This is a genomic window from Luteibacter sp. HAY1-4A (genome assembly GCF_056755355.1).
Genome location: NZ_JBNDHZ010000040.1, coordinates 1 through 23,621, shown reverse-complemented (window position 1 = coordinate 23,621; position 23,621 = coordinate 1). Strand labels below are relative to the sequence as shown.

Below are 23,621 nucleotides of genomic sequence, written 5' to 3'. Positions count from 1 at the left end.
ACAACCCCTGATGAACCAGTCGAAACCGCTGGCGGAGTACATTCCGTTCTCCTCGCATGTTTCGAAATACAACCTGCGCACGCAGGCCGGCGACACGCTGACGACCCTCAAGATCGCCGGCGTCGCCCACGAAGCGGCCGACGATGCCGACATCCAGGCTTGGCACGACGCCCTTACCGGGCTCATACGCAATGTGGCGAGCGAAGACATCGCGTTCTGGATGCATACGGTCCGGGAAGCGCGGAGCGACTACCCCGACGGCAGCTTCGGCGAGGATTTCGCCGGCCGTCTGAACGAGCGCTACCGGACCAGCCTGGGCGGCCTGGAGATGATGGTCAATTCGCACTACCTGACCATCGTCGTGCGCGCCAGGTCGGGCAAGTCGAACGTGCTGCGCTTCGGCCAGCGGCGAAACCATGAGGCGGCGCTGGAGAGCATCCACGAGAGCAACGAGCGCCTCGACGAGATCACGGACTCCATCATGGCGGGCCTCTCTCGCTACGGCGTGCGCCGCCTGGAACTGTACGAGCACAAGGGCGTGGTGTGTTCCGAGCCCCTGGAGCTGTTCGCGATGCTGCTGAACGGCGAATGGCAGCGCATTCCGGTGCCCAAGGGATCGGTGCGCTACGGCATGGTGAACAGCCGGGTCTCGTTCGGCGTCGACCAGATGGAGATCCGCGGCGCGACGCAGGTTCGCATCGGCGCCATGCTCGGCGCCGCGTCGTACCAGGTGGAGCGCACCGAGCCAGGGCACCTGAACATGCTGCTGACGGTGCCCTTCCCTTTCGTGCTGACGCAGTCGTTTGCCGTGTTCGGCAGGCAGAAGGCGTCGGAAGCGCTGCAAAAGCAGCAGCGCCTGCTGGTGAACGCGAACGATACCTCTGCCTCGCAGATCGGCGATATCGGACAGGCGCTCGACGACCTGACCGCCGGACGGGTCGTCTTCGGCGAGCACCACCTGAGCATGATGCTGCTCGGCGACACGCAAAAGGAATTGTCCGAACGCATCGCCATCAGCCGCGCCGTGCTCGGTGAGGCGGGCTTCCTCGTGGCGCGCGAAGACGAATGCATCGAAGCGGCGTTCTTCGCACAGCTGCCTGGCAACTTCCGCATGCGGCCGCGGCCGGCACCGATCAGTTCAAGCAACATCGTCGGATACACCGGTTTCCACAACTACCCCCATGGCCGTTTCGGCGGCAACCAGTGGGGGCCGGCGCTCACGTTGCTGAAGACCACCTCCGGCACGCCGTTCTACTTCAATTTTCACCTGCCGCCTTCATCGCGGCGCGGCGTCACCGAGAGCGACGCGGACGATCGCGTGGCCGGCCACACCTTGCTGCTGGGGCCTACGGGCGCGGGCAAGACGGTGATCCAGACGTTCATGCTAGCCCAGGCGGAGAAATACAAACCCACGGTTTTCACGTTCGACAAGGACCAGGGTCAGGCGATCTTCATCAAGGCCATGGGCGGCCAGTACTTCACGCTGAAGAATGGCGTACCGACGGGTTTCAATCCGTGCGCCATGGAAGACACCCCGGGCAACCGGGCCATGGTGATGCAGCTGGTCCGGCGCTGCATCAAGGGTGACGATCCGACCTTCCGTTTCTCGCCAAACCGGGAACGCGAGGTACAGGACGCCGTCAACGGCGTGTACGCCATGCCGTTCGAGGCGCGCCGCTTTTCGTCGATCCTGGAGTTCCTCGACCCCACCGATCCCGACGGCAACGCCGCGCGCTTCCGCAAATGGTGTGCGGGCGGATCGCTGGGCTGGCTGCTCGACAACCCCGTCGATCTCATCAACCTCGCCGATGGCCGCCACTTCGGCTACGACGTGACCGACTTCCTGGAGAACGACGAAACGCGCACGGTCACCGTAATGTACCTGTTCCATCGCATGGAGCAGCTGATCGACGGCCGCCGTTTCATCCTGAACATGGACGAGTTCTGGAAGATGCTGATGGACGAGTACTTCGAGAGCAAGGCGCTGGACGCGGTGAAGACCTACCGCAAGCGCAATGCGCTGGCCTTGTTCGGCACGCAAAGCCCCTCCGACGTGCTGCGTTCGCGTATCAGCAAGCAACTGATCGAACAATGCGTGACGCAGCTTTACCTGCCCAATGCGAAAGCGACCCGTGACGACTACGTCGACGGCTTCAAGCTGTCCGAACGCGAATACGACATCGTCCGCAAGGACATGGTCGAAGCCAACCTGCGCGGCTTCCTGTTCAAGCAAGGCCCCAATTCCACCGTCTGCGAATTGAACCTCCGCGGTTTCGATGACGAACTGGCCGTGCTGTCGGGAACCGCCGGCACGGTCGATCTCGCCGAGCGCGCCATCGCCCGCGCGGGCGCTCGGCCGGACGACTGGTTGCCCGTGTTCCACGCCATGCGCAGGGAACGCGGGTAATCGATACCCCACAGGAGATGACCATGAAATCCACGTCCTTCCACGTCCTGGCCTTCGGCCTGTTCCTTGTCGCCGGCCTGGTCGCCCCCGGTGCCAAGGCGCAATTCGTCGTGTCCACGCCTGATGCCGACACGGAACTCACCGCGGCGAATGCTTCGCTTGCCACGCAAGTCGTCATTGCCACGAAGACCGCCGCATCGGCCGCCGAAACGGTGGAAAGGCTCAACGACGTCAAGACCGCCATCGGTTCCGGCGCCACGCAGTTCGGCAACCTTTCGTTCCAGCCCGACGACAGCCTGCCCGGCGATGCGCGGGGCACGCTCAACCTGATGAACTCCAGCGGCGCGGCCAGCGACATGGCGCGTTCGATCCAGAAGGATAGCTCCAGCACGTCGCAGTCGTTCTTCTCCAAGGTGAACCCGTTCGCCAAGGGGACCATGTCCGCCGACCTCGACAGCGCGGCCAGTTCCATGGCCGCCAACGAGGACATCTACCAGAACGCCGTGCAGCATTCGGCGCGGCTGGACGCCTTGCGGCTGAAGATCGCGACGGCGATGAGCCTCAAGGACACGGCCGACCTGTCCGCGCGCATCCAGTTGGAAACGGCGGACATCACCAATGAGCTCGTGAAGACGCAGGCGCTGGAAAACATGGAAGAGCACGCGGACAAGGTGCGCGAAGTCCAGACCAAGCAAAAGATGTTCGGCCGCAACAGCAGGAGCTACTGACCCATGTTCCAGGCTGTTCCGGCGGACGGCGGCGGTGCTGCCGACAACACACGCGTGGCGCACTTTCTCCTCGACGGCATCGTCGACACGATCACGCAGTTCGCGCAGACCAACTCGCAGACATTGATCGAAGCCATCGCGCGCCCGGCCGCCGACATGATGGTGATCTATGTGCTGCTCTGGGGTGCCGGCATCGCCAGCGGCCAGATCCACGAGCCATTCGGCGACGGCATCCGGCGCATCCTGCGTATCGTCACCATCTCGTTGATCGGCCTCACCGCGAGCGACTACCAGGCGGTGATCGTGGAATTCTTCGTCCACGCGCCGGCGGAACTTGCCTCGACGATGGTCGCCCCGGGTTCCGGGGCGGCCGCCGGCGGAGGGGCGGCCACGCTCGCCGACATCCTCGACAACGCCCTCGCCCAGGGCCTGCAGATCGCCGGCAAGGCGTGGGATATGGCGGAAAGCCTGAGCATCTTCGACGGTGCCATCGGCTATTACCTCATCGCGATGATCCTTTACCTCGTCGTGGCGATCATCGTCGCCATCGCGACGGGGATCGTCTTCGTGACCTTCATTTCCCTGGCGCTACTCCTCGCCGTGGGGCCGTTCTTCATCCTGATGGCCATCTTCCAGACCACGCAGCGCTTCTTCGAGGCGTGGCTGGGCCAGGTGGTGAGCATGGCCATCCTTTTCCTCCTCGTCGCCTCGGCCGTGTCGCTGTGCTTCTCGGTCTTCGACAAGTTCGTCACCGCGCTACCTCAGGACAGCTGGGAAGACACGATCCTCAACATGGTGAAGGTACTGACTGCCGCCATCGCCATCATCACGGTGCTGTGGCAGACCCAGGTGATGGCCGCCGCGCTGGGCCAGGGCATCGCCATGTCGGCGCAACAGTTCGCCGGGCGCCTGGCCGGGTCCGGCAATCGAATCGCCAGCCGCCTCGGCGCCCCCTCGCTCGGCGGCGGACAAGGCGGCCGTGGCGGCCTTGGCAGCCAGTACGGCGCCGCCTCTCTCAATTCGCCGCTTTCCCGTGTCCAGGGACTGGCCAGGAAAACCTATTCCGGCGGCTGACGCATTCCACGAAGACAGCGAACACAGAGACCCACCCGATGCGATCACTCCTATGGATGGCCCTCCTCGCGGCCATGGCCACCGGCGTCACCGGCTGCGCCAGAAGCATGGACAAGCCCCCTCGCTGCTCCGGTAGCTACTACCCGCTGAACTCGCCCGACCACTACCTGGTGCCCGGCGGCAAGGATCCTTCCCGATGACCGACGCGTCCATCAAGGCTTTCGCCGAAGCTTCGAAATACTGGGAAACCGACGAAATCGCGCGGGCCCGCAAGAGCGAGCAGCGCGCATGGATGGTGGCCGCGGGCGGCATGGCCACCGGGCTCGTGGCCTGCGTGGCGGTGGCCCTGCTCACGCCGCTGAAGACAGTCGAACCCTTCGTGGTGCGCGTCGACAAGAACACCGGAGCGACGGACATCGTGACCCATCTCGACGAACAGACCGTGACCTTCAATGAAGCGATCGACAAGTACTTCCTTGCCCGCTATGTGAACTATCGCGAGGAATACTCCACGGCAATGGCATACCCCGATTACGAGGCGGTGTCGTTGATGTCGGCCCGCAACGTGGCAGACGCCTATACCGCCAAGATCAAGCCGGACAACCCGCAATCGCCCACCAAGGTGTACGGCACCGACGGAACCGTGGAGATCGCGGTCAACTCGATCGCCTTCCTTGGCAAGGGCGTCGCACAGGTGCGTTTCTCGCGCGTGGAGCGCTTCCCCAACGCCGCGCCGCGCGACACCAGCTGGATCGCGACGATCACTTATCGCTACATGAAAACCGCCGTCGACGCCAAGGCGCGTCTGGTCAATCCGGTGGGCTTCCAGGTGGACGATTACCGGCTGGATCCGGTCACGGTGGCAACGGGAAGCTGACGATGCGACGACTTGCCTGGGGGCTGATCGCCCTGTCCATGGCCACGGGAGTGGCCCACGCCGAAGCGCAGCCGAAGGACGGACGTTACGACGCCCGTATCAAGGACGTGCTGTACAACCCGGCCGATGTAGTGAAGGTGGTAGGCCACTACGGCTATTCCACCGATATCCAGTTCGCGCCCGGCGAAACGACGGAGAACATCGCGCTCGGCGATTCCGTGGCATGGGAGGTGGCCCCGGCCGCCAACCATCTTTTCGTCAAGCCCAGCGAAGACAACGCCGTCACCAACATGACCGTGGTCACCAACAAGCGTGTCTACCAGATTTCGCTGGACGCGAGCGACGTCCACGGCCGTTCCTCCGGCAGAAGCCACGACATGTACTTCCAGGTGCGTTACGTCTATCCGGACGACGACGCCCACGGCGCGGCCATGGCAAGCAAGCGCCAGGTGCAGCAGGCGTTCGCGAAACCGCCCGAAGCACGCAACTGGAATTACTACGGCTGTGGCGGGCGCGACATGCAGCCGTCCGAAGTGTTCGACGATGGCCGCTTCACCTATATGCGGTTCCCAGCGGCCCAGGAAATTCCCGCCATCTTCATCGTGGACAAGGAAGGCGACGAAAGCATCGTGAACGCCAGCATGCGCGGCGAGTATTACGTGGTGCAACGCACGGCCGCGCGTTTCGTGCTCCGTCGCGGCAAGTCCGTGGCCTGCATCCAGAACCGCAGCTACGACTATTACGGCGTGCCGTCGCAAACGGGCACCGCGTCGCCCGACGTAACCCGCACGGTGAAGGCAACGGCCGGCGGTGCCCCGGACGTTCCCGCCACGCCGTCCACCACGCCTACCACCCGATCCAACGGTAACGGGGCGCAGGGCCAGCCCTTGCCGCCCCCGCTCGGCCCGGGCGGATGGCCCATGCCCGACAACAAGCAAACGACAGGAGGCCACACGCGATGAGTATGCCCGGCGAACAGGTACCCACCGAGACCGAGCAGGGCCGTGGCATACCGCAGGTGGGCAAGAACCGTCGCGGCAATCGCTGGCTGGTACTGTTCCTCGTTGCGGCCGCCGTGGTGATGTTGATCTCGCTGGGCGTGCACAGGCTGCTCGGCAACCTGCGCGAGCGTAACGCGGGCAAGGAGGAGGCGAAGGCGGCGGCCACCGTGTTACCGACGATGACACGCGACGCGTTCGCCGCCAGGCATGTCGACAAGCCTCCCCTGCCTGCCACGGCGAGCGGCGGCGCGGCTGCCGCGCCGCCTCCACCGGCACAGTTGAGCGATGAGCAGCGAGCCGCGCTCGCCCTCGCCGCGCGCCGTCGCCGGGCACCGCTGCTGGCGACGGTGCACAAGCCAGGCCCCGCGGATGGTGCGCAGGGACTGGCGCTGGCGCAGCCCGGTGCGCCTGGCGCACCCGGCGCGGGCGGCTCCAGCCTCGGCAACGCGCTCACGGCAACGCGGGGCAACGGTGTGTCTGCGTCGCTGCTGGCGGATCCGCACCTCACCATCACGCAAGGTACGTTCCTCGATTGCGTACTGGTGACCGCGATCAACAGTCAGCAACCGGGCATGACGTCGTGCCTGCTAACGCGCGACATCTACTCCACGGATGGCGAGGTGCTTCTCCTCGAAAAGGGCTCTCGCGTCGTGGGCCAGTACCAGTCGGCCCAGTTGCGGCCGGGACTGGATCGCATCTTCGTGCTCTGGACACGCGTGGAAACGCCGCATGGCGTGATCGTGAACATCGACTCCCCTTCCACGGATGCGCTCGGCCGCTCGGGCCTGGACGGCGTGGTGAACAACCACTTCTGGGCCCGCTTCGGTGCCGCGCTTCTTGTTTCGTTCGTGAACGACCTCAGCCAGTACGAGTCGTCGAAGAATGAGAACGGTGGCAACACGCTCAACTTCGGCGCGTCGGCGGCGAGCGGTTCGAACGACGCGGTGTCCACCATCCTCCAGAACACCGTGAACATTCCGCCCACGCTCGACAAGGCCCAGGGTGGACACATCTCGATCTTCGTGGCACGCGACGTCGATTTCAGCGGCGTGTACGGACTTTCGGCGACCACGCCGCAGCCTTCGGAAGGAACGTGACATGAGCGTGCCCCTGAGGGACATCGATGTCGCGCCAAAGGCGGAGCCGGCACTTCCGTTCTCGGCGGTGGAAACCTATCTCGCGCCCCTGCGCCGGCTGCTGGCCGGCATGGTGACGGAGGTGGTGGTCAACCAGCCGGGCGAGGCCTGGACGGAAGGCAGCGGCGGTTGGACGCGGCACGAGATGCCGGAACTGACCTACGACCACCTGCGCATGCTGGCGAAGCTGATCGCCACGTCCACGCAGCAGACGATCTCCGAAACCGCGCCGGTCGTATCGGCCGCCCTGCCCTCCGGTGAACGCGTGCAGGCCATCGTGCCGCCTGCCGTGCGCCCGGGCACGGTCAGCCTGACGATCCGCAAGCCGTCGCAGCTGCGGCTCACGCTCGACGATTACGAACGCAGCGGCGCGTTCGAGAAGGTGACCGTGCATGGACACGGCAACCTCGCCGTGGAAGAGGAACTGCTCCGCCTGCTCCACGCAGGAAGCATCCGGGACTTCCTCGAACTTGCCGTGCGCTCGCACCAGAACATCGTCATTTCCGGCGCCACCGGTTCGGGCAAGACCACGATCATGAAGGCGCTGGTGGATCTCATACCGCCGCACGAGCGCCTCATCACCATCGAGGACACCCCCGAGCTGGAGATCCTGCACCAGCCCAACCACGTTCGCCTGTTCTATTCCAAGGACGGGCAAGGCGTGAGCAAGGCGACGCCGAAAACATTGCTGGAATCGTGCCTGCGCATGAAGCCGGACCGCATCCTGCTGGCCGAGCTGAGAAGCGACGAGGCGTTCTATTTCATGCGCAACGTGAACTCGGGGCATCCCGGGTCGATCACGTCGGTGCATGCCACCAGTCCGCAGCTGGCCATCGAGCAGCTGATGTTGCTGGTGAAGGAATCGGCGGGAGGCTCGCAGCTTGCCCGCGAAGACATCAAGCAGCTGTTGTTCATGCTGGTCGACATCGTCGTGCAGTTCAGCGTCGTGGACGGCCGCCGTCGCGTTACGGGAATTTATTATGAACCTCAACGCAAGCGCACCATCCTGGGTTAAGGCGGCAGTCGCTATCGGCCTGCTCGCCACCGCAGTGCCCGTGTGGATGTATGTCGCCGGCTATGTGTTCCTGCTGGTGCTCTTTCGCAATGTGCCGCAGGACGTGGGCCTGGGCACGTGGTTCGACTATTACGGCAGCTACGGCACCGCGACCGGTGTGAGGAAACCGCTGCTGATCGGCGCCGGTGCCGCCACCCTGGCCCTGCTCGCACCGCTCGCGCTTGCCTTCGTCAAGCCGCGCCAGTCGTTGCACGGCAGTGCGCGCTTCGCCCGGGCCTCCGACATGCGCAGGCATGGCTTGCTGACCAACCAGGGCGATGGCGTCATCCTCGGCCGCCAGGGCAATCGCTTCCTCACGGCCAGCCTGCAGCAGTTGCCGCACATCATGCTTGCGGCACCCACCGGATCGGGCAAGGGCGTGGGCATCGTCATCCCCAACCTGCTCAACTGGAACCACTCCGCGGTGGTCCTGGACATCAAGAAGGAGAACTGGACGCTCACCGCGGGTTTCCGCAAGGCCAACGGTCACGAGGTATACCTGTTCGACCCCGCCTCGCCGGAGCGGCACACCCACCGCTGGAACCCGCTCGCGTACATCCGCGACGACCCTGGCCTGATCGTCGACGACATCCAGAAGATCGGCAACATCATCTTTCCCGACGTACCCGGCACCGATCCCCTGTGGACGGCCAGCTGCCGCTCGCTCTTCCTTGGCCTGGTGCTGTACGTGTTCGAGACGGAGGGCAAGCCGCGCACGCTGGGCCAGGTGGCGCGCGAGGCGTTGCAAGGCAGCGACGAGAACCTCACCGCCCTCATCGAGCACCGCGAACGCAGCGACAAGCCGCTTTCCATCGTGTGTTCCAGTTCGCTGAAGGACTACATCAACACGGCGGACAACACGCGTACGTCGATCCGCAAAACCTTCACCTCGCGCTTCGAGCTGTTCCTCAATCCCATCCTCGACGCCGCCACCACCGAGAACGACTTCGATCTCCGCGCGCTTCGCGAGCGGCGCATCACCGTCTACATCGGCATCACGCCGGACAACCTCAGCCGCCTGGCGCCCCTGCTGAACCTCTTCTTCCAGCAGGTGGTGGACATCAATACCCGCGAGCTTCCCGAGCACAATCCGTCGCTCAAGTACCAATGCCTGCTCATCCTCGACGAGTTCCGTTCGTTGGGAAAACTGCAGATCGTGGTGGATGCCATCGCCTTCCTCCGCGGCTACGGCGTGCGCCTGCTGCCGATCTTCCAGTCGCCCAGCCAGGTGCGCGAGGTGTACGGCGAGGACGCTGCCAAGAACTTCTTCCAGAACCACGCCGTGCGCATCTGCTACACCCCGGCCGACATGGACGTGGCGACGGAGATCAGCCGCGAGATGGGCAACTTCACCGTCAACGTGAAGTCCACCTCCCGCAGCGGCGGCATGGGGCAACCGCGATCGCGCTCGGTGAACTTCAACGAACAGTCGCGCGCACTGATGCTTCCCCAGGAGGTCAAGAACATCACGCAGGACGAGGAACTGATCTTTGCGCGCGGATGCCCTCCGATCAAGGCGACGAAGATCCGCTGGTACCAGGAAGAAACCTTCAAGAGCCGCGTGATGCCGGTGCCGGATGTTCCCACCGCACCGTTGCCGGTGATCGAGGCCATCGTCTACCCGGATCCGATTTCCCACGACGACGACGCGCCGGATGACGACGAAGTGCATGTGTCGGAAGAAGAAGCCGGACTGATGGCGGACAACTTCTACGCGGAAATCACCGATATCGACGCCGAGCAGCCGGAGCTGTCCCGAACGGGGAATGTCGATGCCATCGACGAGTTCCAGGCAACACACGACGAGGCGGGCATGGGCGAAGCGCTTCATTTATCGGAATCTGCACGGGACGCAGTGTCGTCCTACCTGGGCGCGTTTACCGCCGATGAACGCATATCGGCCATAAGAAACCATCCCGCGCTCGAGCACGCATTCGCGCTGGAAGACACCATCGCGGCGGCGGCCGACGAACGACTGCCGCCCGATGCGTATCGACGATTCATGGAACGCATCCGCGACAACATTGCCGGCGACCTTGCCGCAGGCCGAACGCTGCCGTCCCTGACGAGCGTGGAAACCGCGATCGGCGGGAAATGAATGACCTCACCACCACCAGAGAGGTAATGACATGCGATGGTTAACCGATCTCATACCCGGTAAACGGAAGAAAAAAGAAAGGAACGCCGAGACGAACCAGACGGCCCCGTCTTCCTCCGACCGCGCTTCGCCGAATGGCAAGCGTAATACCTTGATTGCCACGTACGAAGACGGCTTGGTTGCTGCGATGTCATCGCTGGTGCCGCCGCCGATACCGGCATTGCAGCCGCTTCGTCGGCCGCAGGGAGCCCTCGATCGAGACTCTCTGTCGAAATTGAATGCCGGGCTCGCCAAGTTGACCCAAGCAGACCGTGACAAGTTGGCGGGAAAGAAGACCGCCGGTCCCACCTTGAGCACCGATGAAGCGACGCTCATGGTGGCTCAAGGCGCCCGGGCGTCCGACCGCCGTCAGCATGCATCCACGTCGCGCCTTGCGCATGCTGACGCGCTCGCGGTGCGGGAACAACAAGGCATGCGCACGGAAGCGTCCCGCCCGGTCACGCCACCAGGCCACGCAAACGCCGGACCCTACCGTCACGGTGGCGCCAGCCAGTCCGCCCCGAACGTCTCCAAGACAGTGCGTCCCTTGCCACCGCTACCCAACCGCAGCAAGAGCGGTGACGAGCAAAAGTCAGGTGTCGAGGTACCGCCCTTCTTCCGCAATCAACAGAAATTGCGGGAGCAGCGACGAATCCAACAAGAAAACAATCCTCCTGCCCACCCTCCGATGAGCGAAAAAGCCAGGGGCAAGCAACGGGCGATCGATCCGCCTTCGCGCAGTCCCTCGCTTTCAAGCACGAAAAGTCGTGGCAGCGACAGGAGCGGGCCGTCGCTCTGACGACCGCGCGTTAAACAGGTAATCACTATCGGAAGCCACGAACATGAAGACATTTTTCAGGCAGTTGGCGGCAGAGGTCAGCTCCGTCGACACCCGGCACGCAACAGGAACCAGTCGTCCGCGTAAGGCGAAGAAGGAGGACCCGACCCTGAATAGCCGCGAGAAGCTTGCGATCCGGCCGGACGCAAGCGCCATCAACGATGCACAAGCAGGAAAAGAAAGATGAAAAGTAAACTGAAGGGTATGAAAAAACAGGCGTCGAAATCGTTTACGAATTTGTCGAAGTCGATGACAAACGCCTCGAAGTCGCTAACCAATCTTCCAAAAAAGATGACCAAGGGATCAATCCCGAGGAACCAGGTGGAGGGTTCTTCGTCCGACCTGGGAAGATTAGGTGCACCATTCGACGCCCAAAGCGTGGCAAGCACGACCAGCACGTCAAGCCTTCCGTCCGTCGGCTCGACCGGCCCCGATCGACATCCCATGCGCGCTGAATCCCCTAGCGGATTGCGGATGGCGAGCGAACCCGGTGGCCCCTCTCGTTCTCCCTCTCCTTCTCCCAGTCTCGCCTCGGTCACATTCGCTCCCAACCCCGACCAGTCGGCGGTTCGCACCGCGAAGGAACTTAATGCAAAGGGGTCACTCCGCAGTAACCAAAAACTCGCGAGTTTCTTCGGTGAAAACGCAGCCAAAATCGAGAACGCCAAGGCAAGTGCGGCGTCGTCCGACTACGGTCAAGTCCCAGGAACGGCGAACAAACTGGCGCCTAAGGCGTCCGCTTCCACCGTGAGCTTGGCAAAAAAAGAATCCGGTTCCGGGAAGCTGTTGCGAAAGGCGCGCTCGTTTATCAGCGGGCAGGCCAGCGCGGACGTTCCACCCGTACCTCCGCTGCCGGAGAACCTGCGGAAACCCGCGGCGGGCGCGGATCGCGCCAACGACCGGGGAATGCTGGCGGGCAGTAAAAAAGGCCTGGACACGCGCGGAAGCGAGGCGATGCCCAGCGGAAACAAGGGACGCAAGACGGTGGCGAAGATCGGAAAGGGCAAAGGACGCGATCCAGGTCCATCGCAGGGCTGACCTGCACGAGGAAGTATCAAGCGTGTGAGGGTTCCACCGATCAACCCTCGGCCCGCAAGCTGGAAGTCCATCCAGCTTGCGGGTCGTTTCGGAAGTCTTACATCCGGTCCTGCGCGATCTTGATCTCGCCGCGGGCCTTCAGCGCCTCGACGTATTCGAGCGTGGCCGCCTGCGCCATCGCGTCCATCATCTGGCCGCGCAGTGCGTCGCGCTGCGCCTTCTCGACCTTCGCCGGATCGCCGTCGACGACTTTGTCCACGGCCACCAGGGCATAGGCACCGTTGTCCGTCTTCACCGTGGTCCAGCTCGGCTTGCCGTTCACCGGATGCGGCAGCGTGAAGGCCTGGCGCAGGATGGCCGGGGGCACGTCGGTCAGTGTGGCGAGCTTGCTGCGCTCAACGCCCGCAAGCGTGCGCACCGGCGCCTTCGCGAGTGCCGCCACGTCGCCACCCTTGGCGAGGTCCGCGACGATCTTGTCGGCATTCTGCTTTGCCAGCGTGTCGACGCGCTCGTCGAGGATGCGCTGGCGGATCGCGTCGGTGACCTCGGCAAGTGCCTTCGGCGCCGCCGGATTGTGCTTGGCGAGGTGCATGACCAACGCGTCCCCCTTGCCGATCTGCACCAGCGACGAGTTGTTGCCCTGCGCGAGTACGTCGTCTGCGAACGCGGCCGTCACGAACTTCGGATCGGCCGGAATGCCGGGGCCGCCGTCGCGGCCGAACAGCGGCGACGTCTTGATCTCGAGGCCGAGTTCCTTCGTCGCCGGCTCCAGCGAGCCAGGGTTGCGCTCCGCGAGGTCGGCGAGCTGGCCGGCGCGCTCGTTGTACAGGCGCTCGCCCTCGCTCTTCGCCCAGTCGGCGGCGAGCTGACTACGCACCTCGGCGAAGGGCTTGGCGTCGCCATCGCGGGCGTCGCGCAGCCAGATGATGTGGTAACCCTCTTCCGGCGACAGCACGGGTTCCTTCGTGATCTCGCCCTTCTTCATGCCGAACAACGCGGTGTCGAAGGCGGCGTTGGCCACGCCTTTCTCCAGCCAGCCGAGGTCGCCGCCGGTGCGCTTCGAACCGAAGTCATCGGAGTTCTCGGCGGCAAGCTTGGCGAAGTTCTCTGGCGTAGCTTCCGCGGCGATCTTCTTGGCTTTCTCCAGCGCGGCCTTCTGCTGTTCCGGCGTGGCGTTCTTCGGCACGTTCACCAGGATGTGCGAAGCCTCGCGCTGCTCCGGCTGTGCGTAGCGCTGCTTGAACTTGTCGTAGTACTCGCGAAGCTGCTCGTCGGTGGGTTCGCCCACCTTCAGGTCGGCCTGCTTCACTTCGAGGTATTGCACCGACACCTGTTCCGGCGTGGTGTAGTCGGCGATGTGCGACTTGTAGAACGCCTCGATCTCGCTGTCCGGCACGTTCGCATCGGTAAGCGAAGGGCGCGGCAGTGCGACGAAGCGGAGGTCACGCTGCTGCAAACGCAGGCGGAAGAAGCTATCGACGTCCGCGTCGCTGACCAGCGTGGTGCTTGAGATAGCCTGTGGGATGAGCTGGGTGGCGAGCGAGCTGCGCACGCGCTGCTCGTACATGCCCGGGCTCATGCCCTGCATGGCGAGCACGGCGCGATAGGTCTCCGGGCTGAACTGGCCGTTGACCTGGAAGCCGGGATCGCCGGCGATCGCGCTGCGCACGCTGGCGTCGGAAACGGCAAGGCCGAGGTCGGTGTTCGCCTGCTGCAACAGGGCCTGGCTGATCATGCCGTCGAGCACGCGCTGCTTGAGCTCCGGCTTCTCGAGGTCGGCCGCCGTGAACGGCGAGTTCGGATCCTGCGCGGCCTGCTGGCGAAGTTCATTGAGGCGCTGCTGCCAGTCCTGCTGCGAGATCTCGTGCTCGCCGACCTTCGCGACGTACGTGTCCACGTGGGAGACGAAGTACGACTCGATGCCGAAGAACGCGACGGCGAAAACCGAGACTCCGAGGACGATGGCGGCGGGCCAGCCATGGATCTTGTTACGCAGGGCTTGCAGCATGATGCGACTCGCGAAGGTTGCGCCGGCAAGTCCTTGCCGGCGGTAGATAAAACAAAGGCGCCACGCGGGCGCCTTTGCGGACCAATGGCGGAGTGGACGGGACTCGAACCCGCGACCTCCGGCGTGACAGGCCAGCATTCTAACCGACTGAACTACCACTCCACTTCCGTCTGGTGGGTGCTGAGGGGATCGAACCCCCGACCAGCGCCGTGTAAAGGCGACGCTCTACCGCTGAGCTAAGCACCCTCGACGGTAAGACCGTTTAGTTTACGTGATCCTTGAGCGCCTTGCCAGCCGTGAAGGCCGGGACCTTCGAGGCCGGGATCTTGATCTCTTCGTTCGTGCGCGGGTTGCGGCCGGTACGGGCTGCGCGGCTGCGCACCTTGAAGGTGCCGAAGCCAACGACGGCGACATCGTCACCCTTCTTCAGGGCGTCCTTGACGGCTTCGATGAGGCCCTGCAGGGCGCGGCCCGCATCGGCCTTCGACAGTTCGGCCTTTTCGGCGATGGCGTCGATAAGCTCGGATTTATTCATTACGTAACTCCCTTCAAAGGTAATTCGAATCGCCGGACGGCGATCCTTCACGAGAAGACGTCAGGCTGCGAACGCCACCTTTCGGCAACGAAAACGGCAACCCCGCGATCCAGGGCGCCCTTGCGGCGCGGCGATGGCGGTGTGGCCTTTATACCAGCGCCCCCCCACCATCGCAAGACAAGCAATACCAAGGCTTTCAGCACATGTGCATCGTCCGGGGAGGCTTGCGCGCAAGGCAAAAAACGATTATCGGCAAGGGTCGATGACAGAACGACGAAAGCGAAAAGGGCGCACTGGAGTGCGCCCTTGTTCGTATCGTGGAACGATGAAAGATCAATGCGTGAGCGACGGCGACGACTTGCCCTTGCCCCGCTTGCCCTGCGCGCGCGGCACTTCCACCGCGTTGCCGTTCTCGTCCGTCTTCTTGAGGCCCAGTGGCCGCTCGAGGGCGAGGTCGAGAACTTCGTCGATCCATTTCACCGGATGGATGTCGAGCGAGCTGGTGATGTTCTCCGGGATGTCCACAAGGTCCTTCTTGTTTTCGTCGGGGATGATCACCGTGGTGATGCCGCCACGATGCGCCGCGAGCAGCTTCTCCTTGAGCCCGCCGATCGGCAGCACGCGGCCGCGCAGCGTGATCTCGCCCGTCATGGCGACCTCGGAGCGCACCGGCACCTTCGTCAGCGCCGAGACGAGCGCCGTGCACATGGCGATACCCGCACTCGGACCGTCCTTCGGCGTGGCGCCCTCCGGCACGTGGATGTGGATGTCGAGCTTCTCGTGGAAGTCGGGCTCGATGCCCAGCGCAGCCGCCCTCGCCCGCACGACGCTGAGCGCCGCCTGGATCGATTCCTTCATGACGTCGCCGAGCTGGCCCGTGTGTACGAGGCGCCCCTTGCCCGGGACCACGGAGGCCTCGATGCTGAGGAGGTCGCCGCCCACCTGGGTCCAGGCAAGGCCCGTGACGAGGCCCACTTCGTTCTGCTGCTCCGCCCGGCCGAAGTCGAAGCGGCGCACGCCGAGGTAGTGGTCGAGGTTCTCGCCATCGACGCGCACGTGTCCCGGTGCCGCGACCTTGCCCTTGGCGGCCTTCGTCGCCTTGGCCGGTTTGGCCCTGGCCTTATCGGGCACGGTGCCGAGCGCCAGCTCCTTCACCACCTTGCGGCAGATCTTCGAGATCTCGCGTTCGAGGTTGCGCACGCCGGACTCGCGCGTGTAGTAACGCACGATGTCGCGCAGGGCGTCCTCGCCCACTTCCAGTTCTTCCGCCTTCAGGCCGTTGGCCTTCAGCTGCTTGGGCAGGAGGTACTTCTGCGCGATGTTGAGCTTTTCGTCTTCGGTGTAACCCGGGATGCGGATCACTTCCATGCGGTCGAGCAGCGGACCCGGAATGTTCAGCGAGTTCGCCGTGGCGATCCACATGACCTCCGAGAGATCGAGATCGACCTCCAGGTAATGGTCGTTGAACGCGTTGTTCTGCTCCGGATCGAGCACTTCGAGCAGCGCGGACGACGGATCGCCGCGGAAGTCCATCGACATCTTGTCGATCTCGTCGAGCACGAACAGCGGGTTCTTCGTGCCGACCTTGTTGAGGTTCTGCACGATGCGACCGGGCATGGAACCGATGTACGTGCGGCGATGGCCGCGGATCTCGGCTTCGTCGCGCACGCCACCCAGGCTCATGCGGACGAACTTGCGGTTCGTGGCCTTGGCGATGGATTGGCCGAGTGAGGTCTTGCCCACGCCGGGCGGACCGACGAGGCACAGGATCGGGCCCTTCATCGTGTTCACGCGCTGCTGGACGGCGAGGTATTCGAGGATGCGCTCCTTCACCTTCTCGAGGCCGAAGTGGTCGGCGTCCAACGTTTCCTGCGCAAGCGCGAGGTCCTTGCGCACCTTGCTGCGCTTCTTCCACGGCACGCCAACCACCCAGTCGAGGTAGTTGCGCACCACGGTGGCTTCCGCGGACATCGGCGACATCTGCTTCAGCTTGTTGAATTCCTGACGCGCCTTCGCGAGCACGGCCGGCGGCATGCCGGCGCCGTCGATCTTCTTCTGCAGTTCCTCGATCTCGTTCGCGCCCTCCTCGCCCTCACCCAGTTCCTTCTGGATGGCCTTCATCTGCTCGTTGAGGTAGTACTCGCGCTGGCTTTTCTCCATCTGCGACTTCACGCGGCCGCGGATGCGCTTCTCGACCTGCTGGAGGTCCATTTCGCCGTCGACGAGGCCAATGAGCAGTTCGAGGCGCTGGCCGACGTCGGCCGTCTCGAGCACGCGCTGCTTGTCGGCCATGCGCACGGAAAGGTGGGCGGCGATGGAATCGGCCAGGCGCGACGGATCGTCGATGCCGGAAAGGGTCGCAAGAATTTCCGGGGGAAGCTTGCGGCTCTGCTTCACCAGCTGCTCGAAGAGCGACACCAGCGAGCGCGAAACCACGTCCAGCTCGCGCTCGTTGTTGCTGTAGATGGGCTCGATGACCTTTGCGCGCCCGCTCATCATGCCGGCATCGTCTTCGAAGGCGTCGATCTGCACGCGCGACTGGCCCTCGACCAGCACCTTCACGGTGCCGTCCGGGAGCTTCAGCAGCTGCAGCACGCCCGCCAGGGTGCCTACGGAATGCAGGTCGCCGATGGCCGGATCGTCGATGTCGGGGCTCTTCTGCGCCACGAGCAGGATCTGCCGCTCGCCTTCCATCGCCCGCTCGAGCGCGCGCATGGATTTGTCGCGCCCGACGAACAACGGAATGACCATGTGCGGGTAGACGACGACGTCGCGCAAGGGCAGGACCGGCAACAGGTCGAGCTCGGCTCCACTCGTGGTTTGTCTGCGAATCTTCGCCATGTGATTGGGGTTTCCCTCAGGTGTGTGGGGCGCAGCTCGACACTGCGCCGGAGCCGCCATAGACGTCAAGTGGTGGTTCGCGAACGATCCATCAAGACCGCGCCGCGCAAAGAAAAACGGCCCCGGCGTCGTGGGACGCCGGGGCCGCCGGATTTACCTACGGACTAAGATCAGGCCGCGTCGCCGCCCTCGCCCGCGATCCGCTGTTGCTGCAGGTTGCCACGGTAGATGAGGTAGGGCTCGGCCTGGCCGTCGATCACGGCATCGTCGACCACCACCTTGCTGACGTGTTCCAGCGACGGCAGTTCGAACATCGTGTCGAGCAGCACCTGTTCGAGAATGGTGCGCAATCCGCGTGCGCCGGTCTTTCGCTTCAGCGCGCGACGGGCGATGGCGGACAGGGCCTCGGGCCGGAACTCCAGCTCGGCGCCTTCCATGTCGAACAGCTTGCGGAACTGCTTCGTGACGGCGTTCTTCGGCTCGGTGAGGATCTGCACCAGGGCAGCCTCGTCGAGTTCGTCGAGCGTGGCCACGACCGGCAGGCGGCCGACGAATTCCGGAATGAGACCGAAACGGACCAGGTCGGCCGGTTCCACTTCCGACAGCATCTTGCCGACGTTCTCGGTGCGCTCCTTCGAGCGGACCTCGGCGCCGAAGCCGATGCCGGTAGTCTCGGAACGCTGCTGGATCACCTTCTCCAGCCCGGCGAACGCGCCGCCGCAGATGAAGAGGATGTTCCGCGTGTCGACCTGCAGGAATTCCTGCTGCGGATGCTTGCGGCCACCCTGCGGCGGCACCGAGGCAAGCGTGCCCTCGATGAGCTTCAGCAGGGCCTGCTGCACGCCTTCGCCCGACACGTCGCGGGTGATCGACGGGTTCTCGCTCTTACGCGAGATCTTGTCGATTTCATCGATGTAGACGATGCCGCTCTGCGCCTTCTCGACGTCGTAGTCGCACTTCTGCAGGAGCTTCTGGATGATGTTCTCGACATCTTCACCCACGTAACCCGCTTCGGTGAGCGTGGTGGCGTCGGCGATCGTGAACGGCACGTTGAGCAGGCGCGCCAGCGTCTCGGCCAGCAGCGTCTTGCCCGAACCGGTCGGACCGATCAGGAGGATGTTCGACTTGCCGAGTTCGACGTCGTCGTTCTTCTGGCGCGATTCCATGCGCTTGTAATGGTTGTACACGGCCACCGACAGCGCCTTCTTGGCGCGCGTCTGTCCAACCACGTACTGGTCGAGCGCCTCCATGATCTCGCGCGGCTTCGGAAGCTGAGTACGGCCGGAGGCCGCCTTTTCTTCCAGTTCCTCGCGGATGATGTCGTTGCACAGCTCGACGCATTCGTCGCAGATGAACACGCTGGGGCCAGCGATCAGCTTGCGAACCTCGTGCTGGCTCTTGCCGCAGAAAGAGCAGTAAAGAATCTTGCCGCCGTCGTTGGAACGGCTCTGCCGCTCGTCGCTCATGCTTTGGGCCCTACTGAGAATCCAGGTGCGCTTTGAGAATAGCACAGCACTCCGCCCCCGGAAGGAGGGGCGAAGTGCCGGTTTTCACAAGCGAAAAAGTACAATCAAGCTGAACGGACGGTATCGACCGTACGCTTGTCGAGCACCGAGTCGATCAGTCCGTAAGCCTGGGCTTCCGCCCCGCTCATGAAGCGGTCGCGCTCGGTATCGCGGGCGATCTCTTCCACCGTCTTGCCGCTGTGGCGGGCGAGGATCGCGTTCAGGCGCTCGCGCATCGTCAGGATCTCACGGGCGTGGATCTCGATGTCGGTCGCCTGGCCGGAGATGCCGCCGGCCCACGGCTGGTGGATCATGATGCGCGAATGCGGCAGGGAGTACCGCTTGCCCGCTGCACCCGCCGCCAGCAGCAGGGCGCCCATCGAGGCGGCCTGGCCGATGCACATGGTGCTGACATCCGGCTTCACGAACTGCATCGTGTCGTAGATCGCCATGCCCGCGGTGACCGAGCCGCCGGGGCTGTTGATGTACAGGCTGATGTCCTTGTCCGGATTTTCCGACTCCAGGAACAGCAGCTGGGCCACGATGACGTTGGCCATGTAGTCGTCGACCGGACCGACCGCGAAGATCACGCGCTCCTTGAGGAGGCGCGAATAGATGTCGTACGAACGCTCGCCGCGCGAGGTCTGCTCGACGACGATGGGCACCAGGTTGAGGTTCTGGATCGGAGCCATGGACATGCGGTCTCTCCTACGTGTGGGGCCCGGGGTTACGACGACCGACGCCCTCAGGCGCCGATCGGCCGCATTACCTCGTCGAAGCTCAGTTCCTGGTCGGTGGTCTTGGCGTTGTCCGCCACCCACTCGGCCACCTGGTCTTCCATGACGCGGTTCTGCAGTCCCGACATCAGTTGGGGGTCGCCGTTGTACAGTTCAATGACCTTTTCCGGCTCTTCGTAGGTCGAAGCGATGGCGGCCAGCATGTCGCTCAGACGCTTGCGATCGAGGCGGAGTTCGTTCTTGCGCGCGATCTCACCCATCAGGAGAGCGGCGATGACGCGCTTGCGGGCGAACGGCAGGGCCTCGGCCACCATTTCCGGGCTGGGCTCCTGGCCACGCGGCAGGTTGCCGGAAGCCAGGCTGCGCGCCTCGGCGTTGGCCATCAGGTCCGGTACGTCGAGGTCCGGATGCGCGCCAGCCAGCTTCTCGGCCACTTCCGACTTGAGGCGGGCCATGAGCGTGGCCTTGAGCTCGCGCTCGAGGTTGGCGCGGACTTCCTTGCGGAAGGTGTCGATGTCGCCGTCGGCCACGCCGAACATCTTCACGAAGTCGGCGTCCACGGCCGGGAGGTTCGGCTCCTGTACCTTCACGATCTTGAAGGTGACCTTGGCGGTCTTGCCGGCCAGGTCCGGGTTACGGAAGTCTTCCGGGAAGGCGACGTCCTGGACCAGGTCTTCGCCCGCGCTGCGGCCGGTCAGGGCCTCGTCCAGCGCCTTGAACAGGGTGCCCGAGCCCAGCACGCTGCCGGCGCGCTCCAGGCCCTCAGCCGGGAAGCGGTAGTCGCCCGATTCGGCGGCGTATTCGAACATGACGAAGTCGCCTTCCTTCGAGGCGCGGGTGACTTCATCGAAGCTGCGGCGCTGGGTGCGAAGGGTTTCTATCATCTTGTCGATGTCGGCGTCCTTCACTTCGGCCTTCGGACGGGCGATCTCGATCGACGAGACGTCGATGGCCGGGAACTCCGGCATCACTTCGAAGGTGGCCGTGTAGGCGATTTCGCCGTTCTCGGCGTTGCCCGTGGTGTCCACCGACGGGTTGGCGATCGGCTGCAGCTTCTCTTGCTGGAAGGCCTCGCGAAGAGTGCTGCCGATGAGATCGGAGAGGGCTTCGCCGCGGACCTGCGCGCCGAAGCGCTGCTTGATCACGTTGGTCGGCACCTTGCCGGGACGGAAGCCCTTGAGGCGCACCGTACGGCCCATTTCCGCGATGCGCTCGCTGACCTGCGTCTCGAGACGCTCTGCCGGGAACTTCACCGTGAGCTTGCGCCCGAGCTTGCCCACATTCTCAACCGAAACCTGCATGACCTCTCCTGAAACCACCACGGACGTGGCGCGATGGCGGACATCCGTCCGCCGTAACCGAAACAATGGGACCGCCGCGAATGCAGGGCCGGCCGCCGCGACCTTCCCCCTGGCGGCAAAAAACCCCGCAAATGACTGCCCATTCTACGTTTTGCCCCGGCGCCGCCGCAACCTGCCTCACGAGGATTCCCAACGCCTTGGCCCCTCCCCTCCGTCGGCCAGCCGATCGTCCGGATTGGCGAGGGTACAGGCCGTCAGGGAAAGACAGCCACAGCCGATGCAGTCGGTCAGGCGGTCCCGCAGATTGACCAGCTGGGCGATCCGGCGGTCCAGCTCCCCGTGCCAGCTGGCGGACATCCGAGCCCATTCCTCACGGGTGGGCGTCCGCTCGTCCGGAAGGGCTTCGAAGGCCTGCCGCACCGCCTCCAGCGGAATACCCACGCGCTGCGCCACCCGGATCACGGCGATCCGCCGCAGTACGTCGGCGGCATACCGGCGCTGGTTCCCCGCCGTGCGAAGGCTGCGGATCAGGCCCTTGCGCTCGTAGAAGTGCAGCGCCGACACCGCCACCCCGGCCCGCCTTGCCGCCTCGCCGACACTCAGCTCGCGCATCGCTTGACCTCAACAATGGTTGAGGTTGCATCCTGCGCCTCCCGGTTCCCCCACGCAACCGTGCGAGACTCCCCGTCCCCCAAGGAAACCCGATGAACGTGGCAACGTCCGACGCACCCGTCCTGGCCGACGAGGCCCAAGGCATTCTCGCCCCGCCCTATCGCGCCGCCACGGTGGGCATGGTGGCCCTCATCTCGCTGGTCGCCTTCGAGGCGCTGGCCGTCACCACGGCCATGCCCACCGTGGCGCGGGACCTGGACGGCCTGAAGGCCTACGCGCTCGCTTTCGGCGGCGTGCTCGCCACCAGCGTGATCGGCATGACCCTGTCGGGCCGCTGGAGCGACCGCAAGGGGCCGGCACCGGCGATGTGGACCGGGCTGGTCGGATTCGTGGCCGGATTGTTCGTCGCCGGATTCGCCCGCGACATGCCCACGCTCCTTATCGGACGCCTGGTCCAGGGCCTCGGCGCGGGATGCCTGTCGCCGGCCCTCTATGTGATCGTCGGGCGGTTGTATCCGGAATCGCTGAGACCGAAGGTATTCGCCGCCTTTTCGGCCGGCTGGGTCGTGCCGGCCCTGATCGGGCCCGCCGTAAGCGGCGCGATCGTCGAGCACGTCGGCTGGCGCTGGGTGTTCCTCGGCGTGCCTGTGCTCGCCATTCCGGCCGCGGCGGCGCTTCGCGGCGCCTTGCGCTCGCTGGGCAGCCCGACCGGCCAGGCCGGCACTGGCACTGGCCGCCGGATGGCCAACGCCGTCGGGGCCGCGCTAGGCGTATGCCTCGTGTTCGTTGCCGGACAGGAACGCGGCTGGCTCGCCGCCGCGATCCTCGTCCCCGGGGTCATCCTCCTGCTCGCTTGCGGCAAGCGGCTGCTTCCGGCCGGCACGCTACGCGCCGCCCGCGGCCTGCCGGCCGTCATCGCGCTGCGCGGCGTGGCCGCCTCCGCGTTCTTCGGCACCGAGGCCTTCCTTCCGCTCGCATTCGCGCGGGAACACGGGCTCTCGCCGATGTGGTCGGGCGTCGCCATCAGCGTCGGCGCCATCGGCTGGTTCTCGGGTTCGTGGTACCAGGGACACTACGCGAAGGTGTCGCGACAGACCCTGCTTCGCCGCGGCACGGCGATGATGGTGGTCGGCACCGTGGCGGCATCGTTGAGCACCTTTGCGTGGATGCCGGTATTCGCGTCGGTCGCGGGATGGCTGCTGACAGGCCTCGGCATGGGCATGCTCTACGGCACGGTCGCCGTGCTCGCGCTGTCGATGTCGGGCGAGCACGAGCAAGGCGCGAACAGTTCGGCGCTGCAACTGTGCGAATCGTTGATGGTGGCCACGACGCTGGCCATCGGTGGCTCACTGTTCGCCGCGTTGCTCGACAAGTCGCATACCGCGGCCTTCGCGGCGAACTTCGCCATTACCGTGGTGCTCGCCGCGCTCGGCGTCTTTGTCGCCCGCCGCACGGAGGCCAGACACGGGCGTGGCTGACGGCAACGGGCGGACGGTTCCAACCGAACTGGGAGCCGTGCGGCCCATGCACGTCTGGAGCGTTCGACGAACACTACGGGGCACGGTGTTACGCTAGGAACCGCACCATGCCCCCAAAGATCGAGACGAGGCCGATGTCCCCCGACGAGCTGGAAAAGGTCCGCGCCGAAATCGGAAAGCTCATGGCCGAGACGGCGAAGATAAATGCCGAGGCCCGTTGGTACCCCTTCGTCGCCACAGCAGGCTTGTTCGCCGCGGCCATTGGCTTCGTGAAGCTCCTTTCCGCCGTCATGTAGGGGCCGACATGGACCCGC

21 protein-coding genes and 2 tRNA genes are annotated in these 23,621 nt (G+C 64.7%); 14 read left to right on the top strand and 9 right to left on the bottom strand.

Annotation, left to right across the window (positions count from 1 at the left end; all coding sequences use genetic code 11):
* Positions 1-10 precede the first annotated feature (10 nt).
* The 12 genes from ACPYOD_RS14040 to ACPYOD_RS13985 are packed head-to-tail and all read left to right on the top strand — an operon-like array spanning position 11 to position 12,290.
* On the top strand, positions 11-2,407 hold the full coding sequence (locus tag ACPYOD_RS14040; protein WP_481302346.1) for a VirB4 family type IV secretion/conjugal transfer ATPase: 2,397 nt from the start codon (positions 11-13) through the stop codon (positions 2,405-2,407).
* Between the two features lie 23 nt (positions 2,408-2,430).
* Positions 2,431-3,135: a type IV secretion system protein gene (locus ACPYOD_RS14035; protein ID WP_481302345.1), complete on the top strand. Its 705-nt coding sequence runs from the start codon at positions 2,431-2,433 to the stop codon at positions 3,133-3,135.
* 3 nt (positions 3,136-3,138) lie between these two features.
* Entirely contained in the window at positions 3,139-4,209 is a 1,071-nt protein-coding gene (locus ACPYOD_RS14030) for a TrbL/VirB6 family protein (protein ID WP_481302344.1), read from the top strand.
* A 38-nt stretch (positions 4,210-4,247) separates the two neighbouring features.
* Positions 4,248-4,409 (top strand): hypothetical protein, encoded by a 162-nt coding sequence (locus ACPYOD_RS14025; protein ID WP_481302343.1) that lies wholly within the window; start codon positions 4,248-4,250, stop codon positions 4,407-4,409.
* Positions 4,406-5,086: a VirB8 family type IV secretion system protein gene (locus ACPYOD_RS14020; protein ID WP_481302342.1), complete on the top strand. Its 681-nt coding sequence runs from the start codon at positions 4,406-4,408 to the stop codon at positions 5,084-5,086. The genes ACPYOD_RS14025 and ACPYOD_RS14020 overlap by 4 nt, the downstream gene beginning before the upstream one ends.
* Positions 5,087-5,088: 2 nt before the next feature.
* Complete coding sequence (gene virB9 / locus ACPYOD_RS14015; protein WP_481302341.1) at positions 5,089-6,048, top strand: P-type conjugative transfer protein VirB9; 960 nt, start codon at positions 5,089-5,091, stop codon at positions 6,046-6,048.
* A complete protein-coding gene (gene virB10 / locus ACPYOD_RS14010) occupies positions 6,045-7,184 on the top strand; it encodes a type IV secretion system protein VirB10 (RefSeq protein WP_481302340.1) in 1,140 nt (379 codons plus the stop codon). The genes virB9 and virB10 overlap by 4 nt, the downstream gene beginning before the upstream one ends.
* Position 7,185: 1 nt before the next feature.
* On the top strand, positions 7,186-8,238 hold the full coding sequence (virB11, locus tag ACPYOD_RS14005) for a P-type DNA transfer ATPase VirB11 (RefSeq protein ID WP_481302339.1): 1,053 nt from the start codon (positions 7,186-7,188) through the stop codon (positions 8,236-8,238).
* Complete coding sequence (locus ACPYOD_RS14000; RefSeq protein ID WP_481302338.1) at positions 8,204-10,375, top strand: type IV secretory system conjugative DNA transfer family protein; 2,172 nt, start codon at positions 8,204-8,206, stop codon at positions 10,373-10,375. The genes virB11 and ACPYOD_RS14000 overlap by 35 nt, the downstream gene beginning before the upstream one ends.
* Before the next feature lie 31 nt (positions 10,376-10,406).
* A complete protein-coding gene (locus tag ACPYOD_RS13995; protein ID WP_481302337.1) occupies positions 10,407-11,213 on the top strand; it encodes a hypothetical protein in 807 nt (268 codons plus the stop codon).
* Positions 11,214-11,256: 43 nt separating this feature from the next.
* Complete coding sequence (locus tag ACPYOD_RS13990) at positions 11,257-11,439, top strand: hypothetical protein (protein WP_481302336.1); 183 nt, start codon at positions 11,257-11,259, stop codon at positions 11,437-11,439.
* Positions 11,436-12,290, top strand: a complete 855-nt coding sequence (locus ACPYOD_RS13985) for a hypothetical protein (RefSeq protein ID WP_481302335.1) — start codon at positions 11,436-11,438, stop codon at positions 12,288-12,290. The genes ACPYOD_RS13990 and ACPYOD_RS13985 overlap by 4 nt, the downstream gene beginning before the upstream one ends.
* Before the next feature lie 97 nt (positions 12,291-12,387).
* Here the strand turns inward: ACPYOD_RS13985 and ACPYOD_RS13980 are convergent, their stop codons facing one another.
* From ACPYOD_RS13980 to soxR, 9 genes are all read right to left on the bottom strand, one after another.
* Positions 12,388-14,298 carry a SurA N-terminal domain-containing protein gene (locus ACPYOD_RS13980; RefSeq protein ID WP_481302334.1) on the bottom strand — a complete coding sequence of 637 codons (1,911 nt, stop codon included), beginning with the start codon at positions 14,296-14,298 and terminating at the stop codon, positions 12,388-12,390.
* An 85-nt stretch (positions 14,299-14,383) separates the two neighbouring features.
* Positions 14,384-14,460 (bottom strand) — tRNA-Asp (locus ACPYOD_RS13975).
* A 9-nt stretch (positions 14,461-14,469) separates the two neighbouring features.
* Positions 14,470-14,544, bottom strand: a tRNA-Val gene (locus ACPYOD_RS13970).
* A 16-nt stretch (positions 14,545-14,560) separates the two neighbouring features.
* Positions 14,561-14,833 carry an HU family DNA-binding protein gene (locus ACPYOD_RS13965; RefSeq protein WP_072321387.1) on the bottom strand — a complete coding sequence of 91 codons (273 nt, stop codon included), beginning with the start codon at positions 14,831-14,833 and terminating at the stop codon, positions 14,561-14,563.
* Positions 14,834-15,166: 333 nt separating this feature from the next.
* A complete protein-coding gene (gene lon, locus ACPYOD_RS13960) occupies positions 15,167-17,674 on the bottom strand; it encodes an endopeptidase La (RefSeq protein ID WP_481302333.1) in 2,508 nt (835 codons plus the stop codon).
* Between the two features lie 170 nt (positions 17,675-17,844).
* Positions 17,845-19,140: an ATP-dependent Clp protease ATP-binding subunit ClpX gene (gene clpX / locus ACPYOD_RS13955; protein ID WP_481302332.1), complete on the bottom strand. Its 1,296-nt coding sequence runs from the start codon at positions 19,138-19,140 to the stop codon at positions 17,845-17,847.
* 104 nt (positions 19,141-19,244) lie between these two features.
* Positions 19,245-19,871: an ATP-dependent Clp endopeptidase proteolytic subunit ClpP gene (clpP, locus tag ACPYOD_RS13950; protein ID WP_414675145.1), complete on the bottom strand. Its 627-nt coding sequence runs from the start codon at positions 19,869-19,871 to the stop codon at positions 19,245-19,247.
* A gap of 53 nt (positions 19,872-19,924) precedes the next feature.
* On the bottom strand, positions 19,925-21,217 hold the full coding sequence (gene tig / locus ACPYOD_RS13945) for a trigger factor (RefSeq protein ID WP_481302331.1): 1,293 nt from the start codon (positions 21,215-21,217) through the stop codon (positions 19,925-19,927).
* A 177-nt stretch (positions 21,218-21,394) separates the two neighbouring features.
* On the bottom strand, positions 21,395-21,829 hold the full coding sequence (gene soxR / locus ACPYOD_RS13940; protein WP_481302330.1) for a redox-sensitive transcriptional activator SoxR: 435 nt from the start codon (positions 21,827-21,829) through the stop codon (positions 21,395-21,397).
* A 92-nt stretch (positions 21,830-21,921) separates the two neighbouring features.
* Between soxR and ACPYOD_RS13935 the strand changes: the two genes are divergently transcribed.
* Both ACPYOD_RS13935 and ACPYOD_RS13930 read left to right on the top strand, forming a co-directional pair.
* Positions 21,922-23,307: an MFS transporter gene (locus tag ACPYOD_RS13935; RefSeq protein ID WP_481302329.1), complete on the top strand. Its 1,386-nt coding sequence runs from the start codon at positions 21,922-21,924 to the stop codon at positions 23,305-23,307.
* A 107-nt stretch (positions 23,308-23,414) separates the two neighbouring features.
* On the top strand, positions 23,415-23,603 hold the full coding sequence (locus ACPYOD_RS13930) for a hypothetical protein (protein ID WP_481302328.1): 189 nt from the start codon (positions 23,415-23,417) through the stop codon (positions 23,601-23,603).
* Positions 23,604-23,621: the final 18 nt, after the last annotated feature.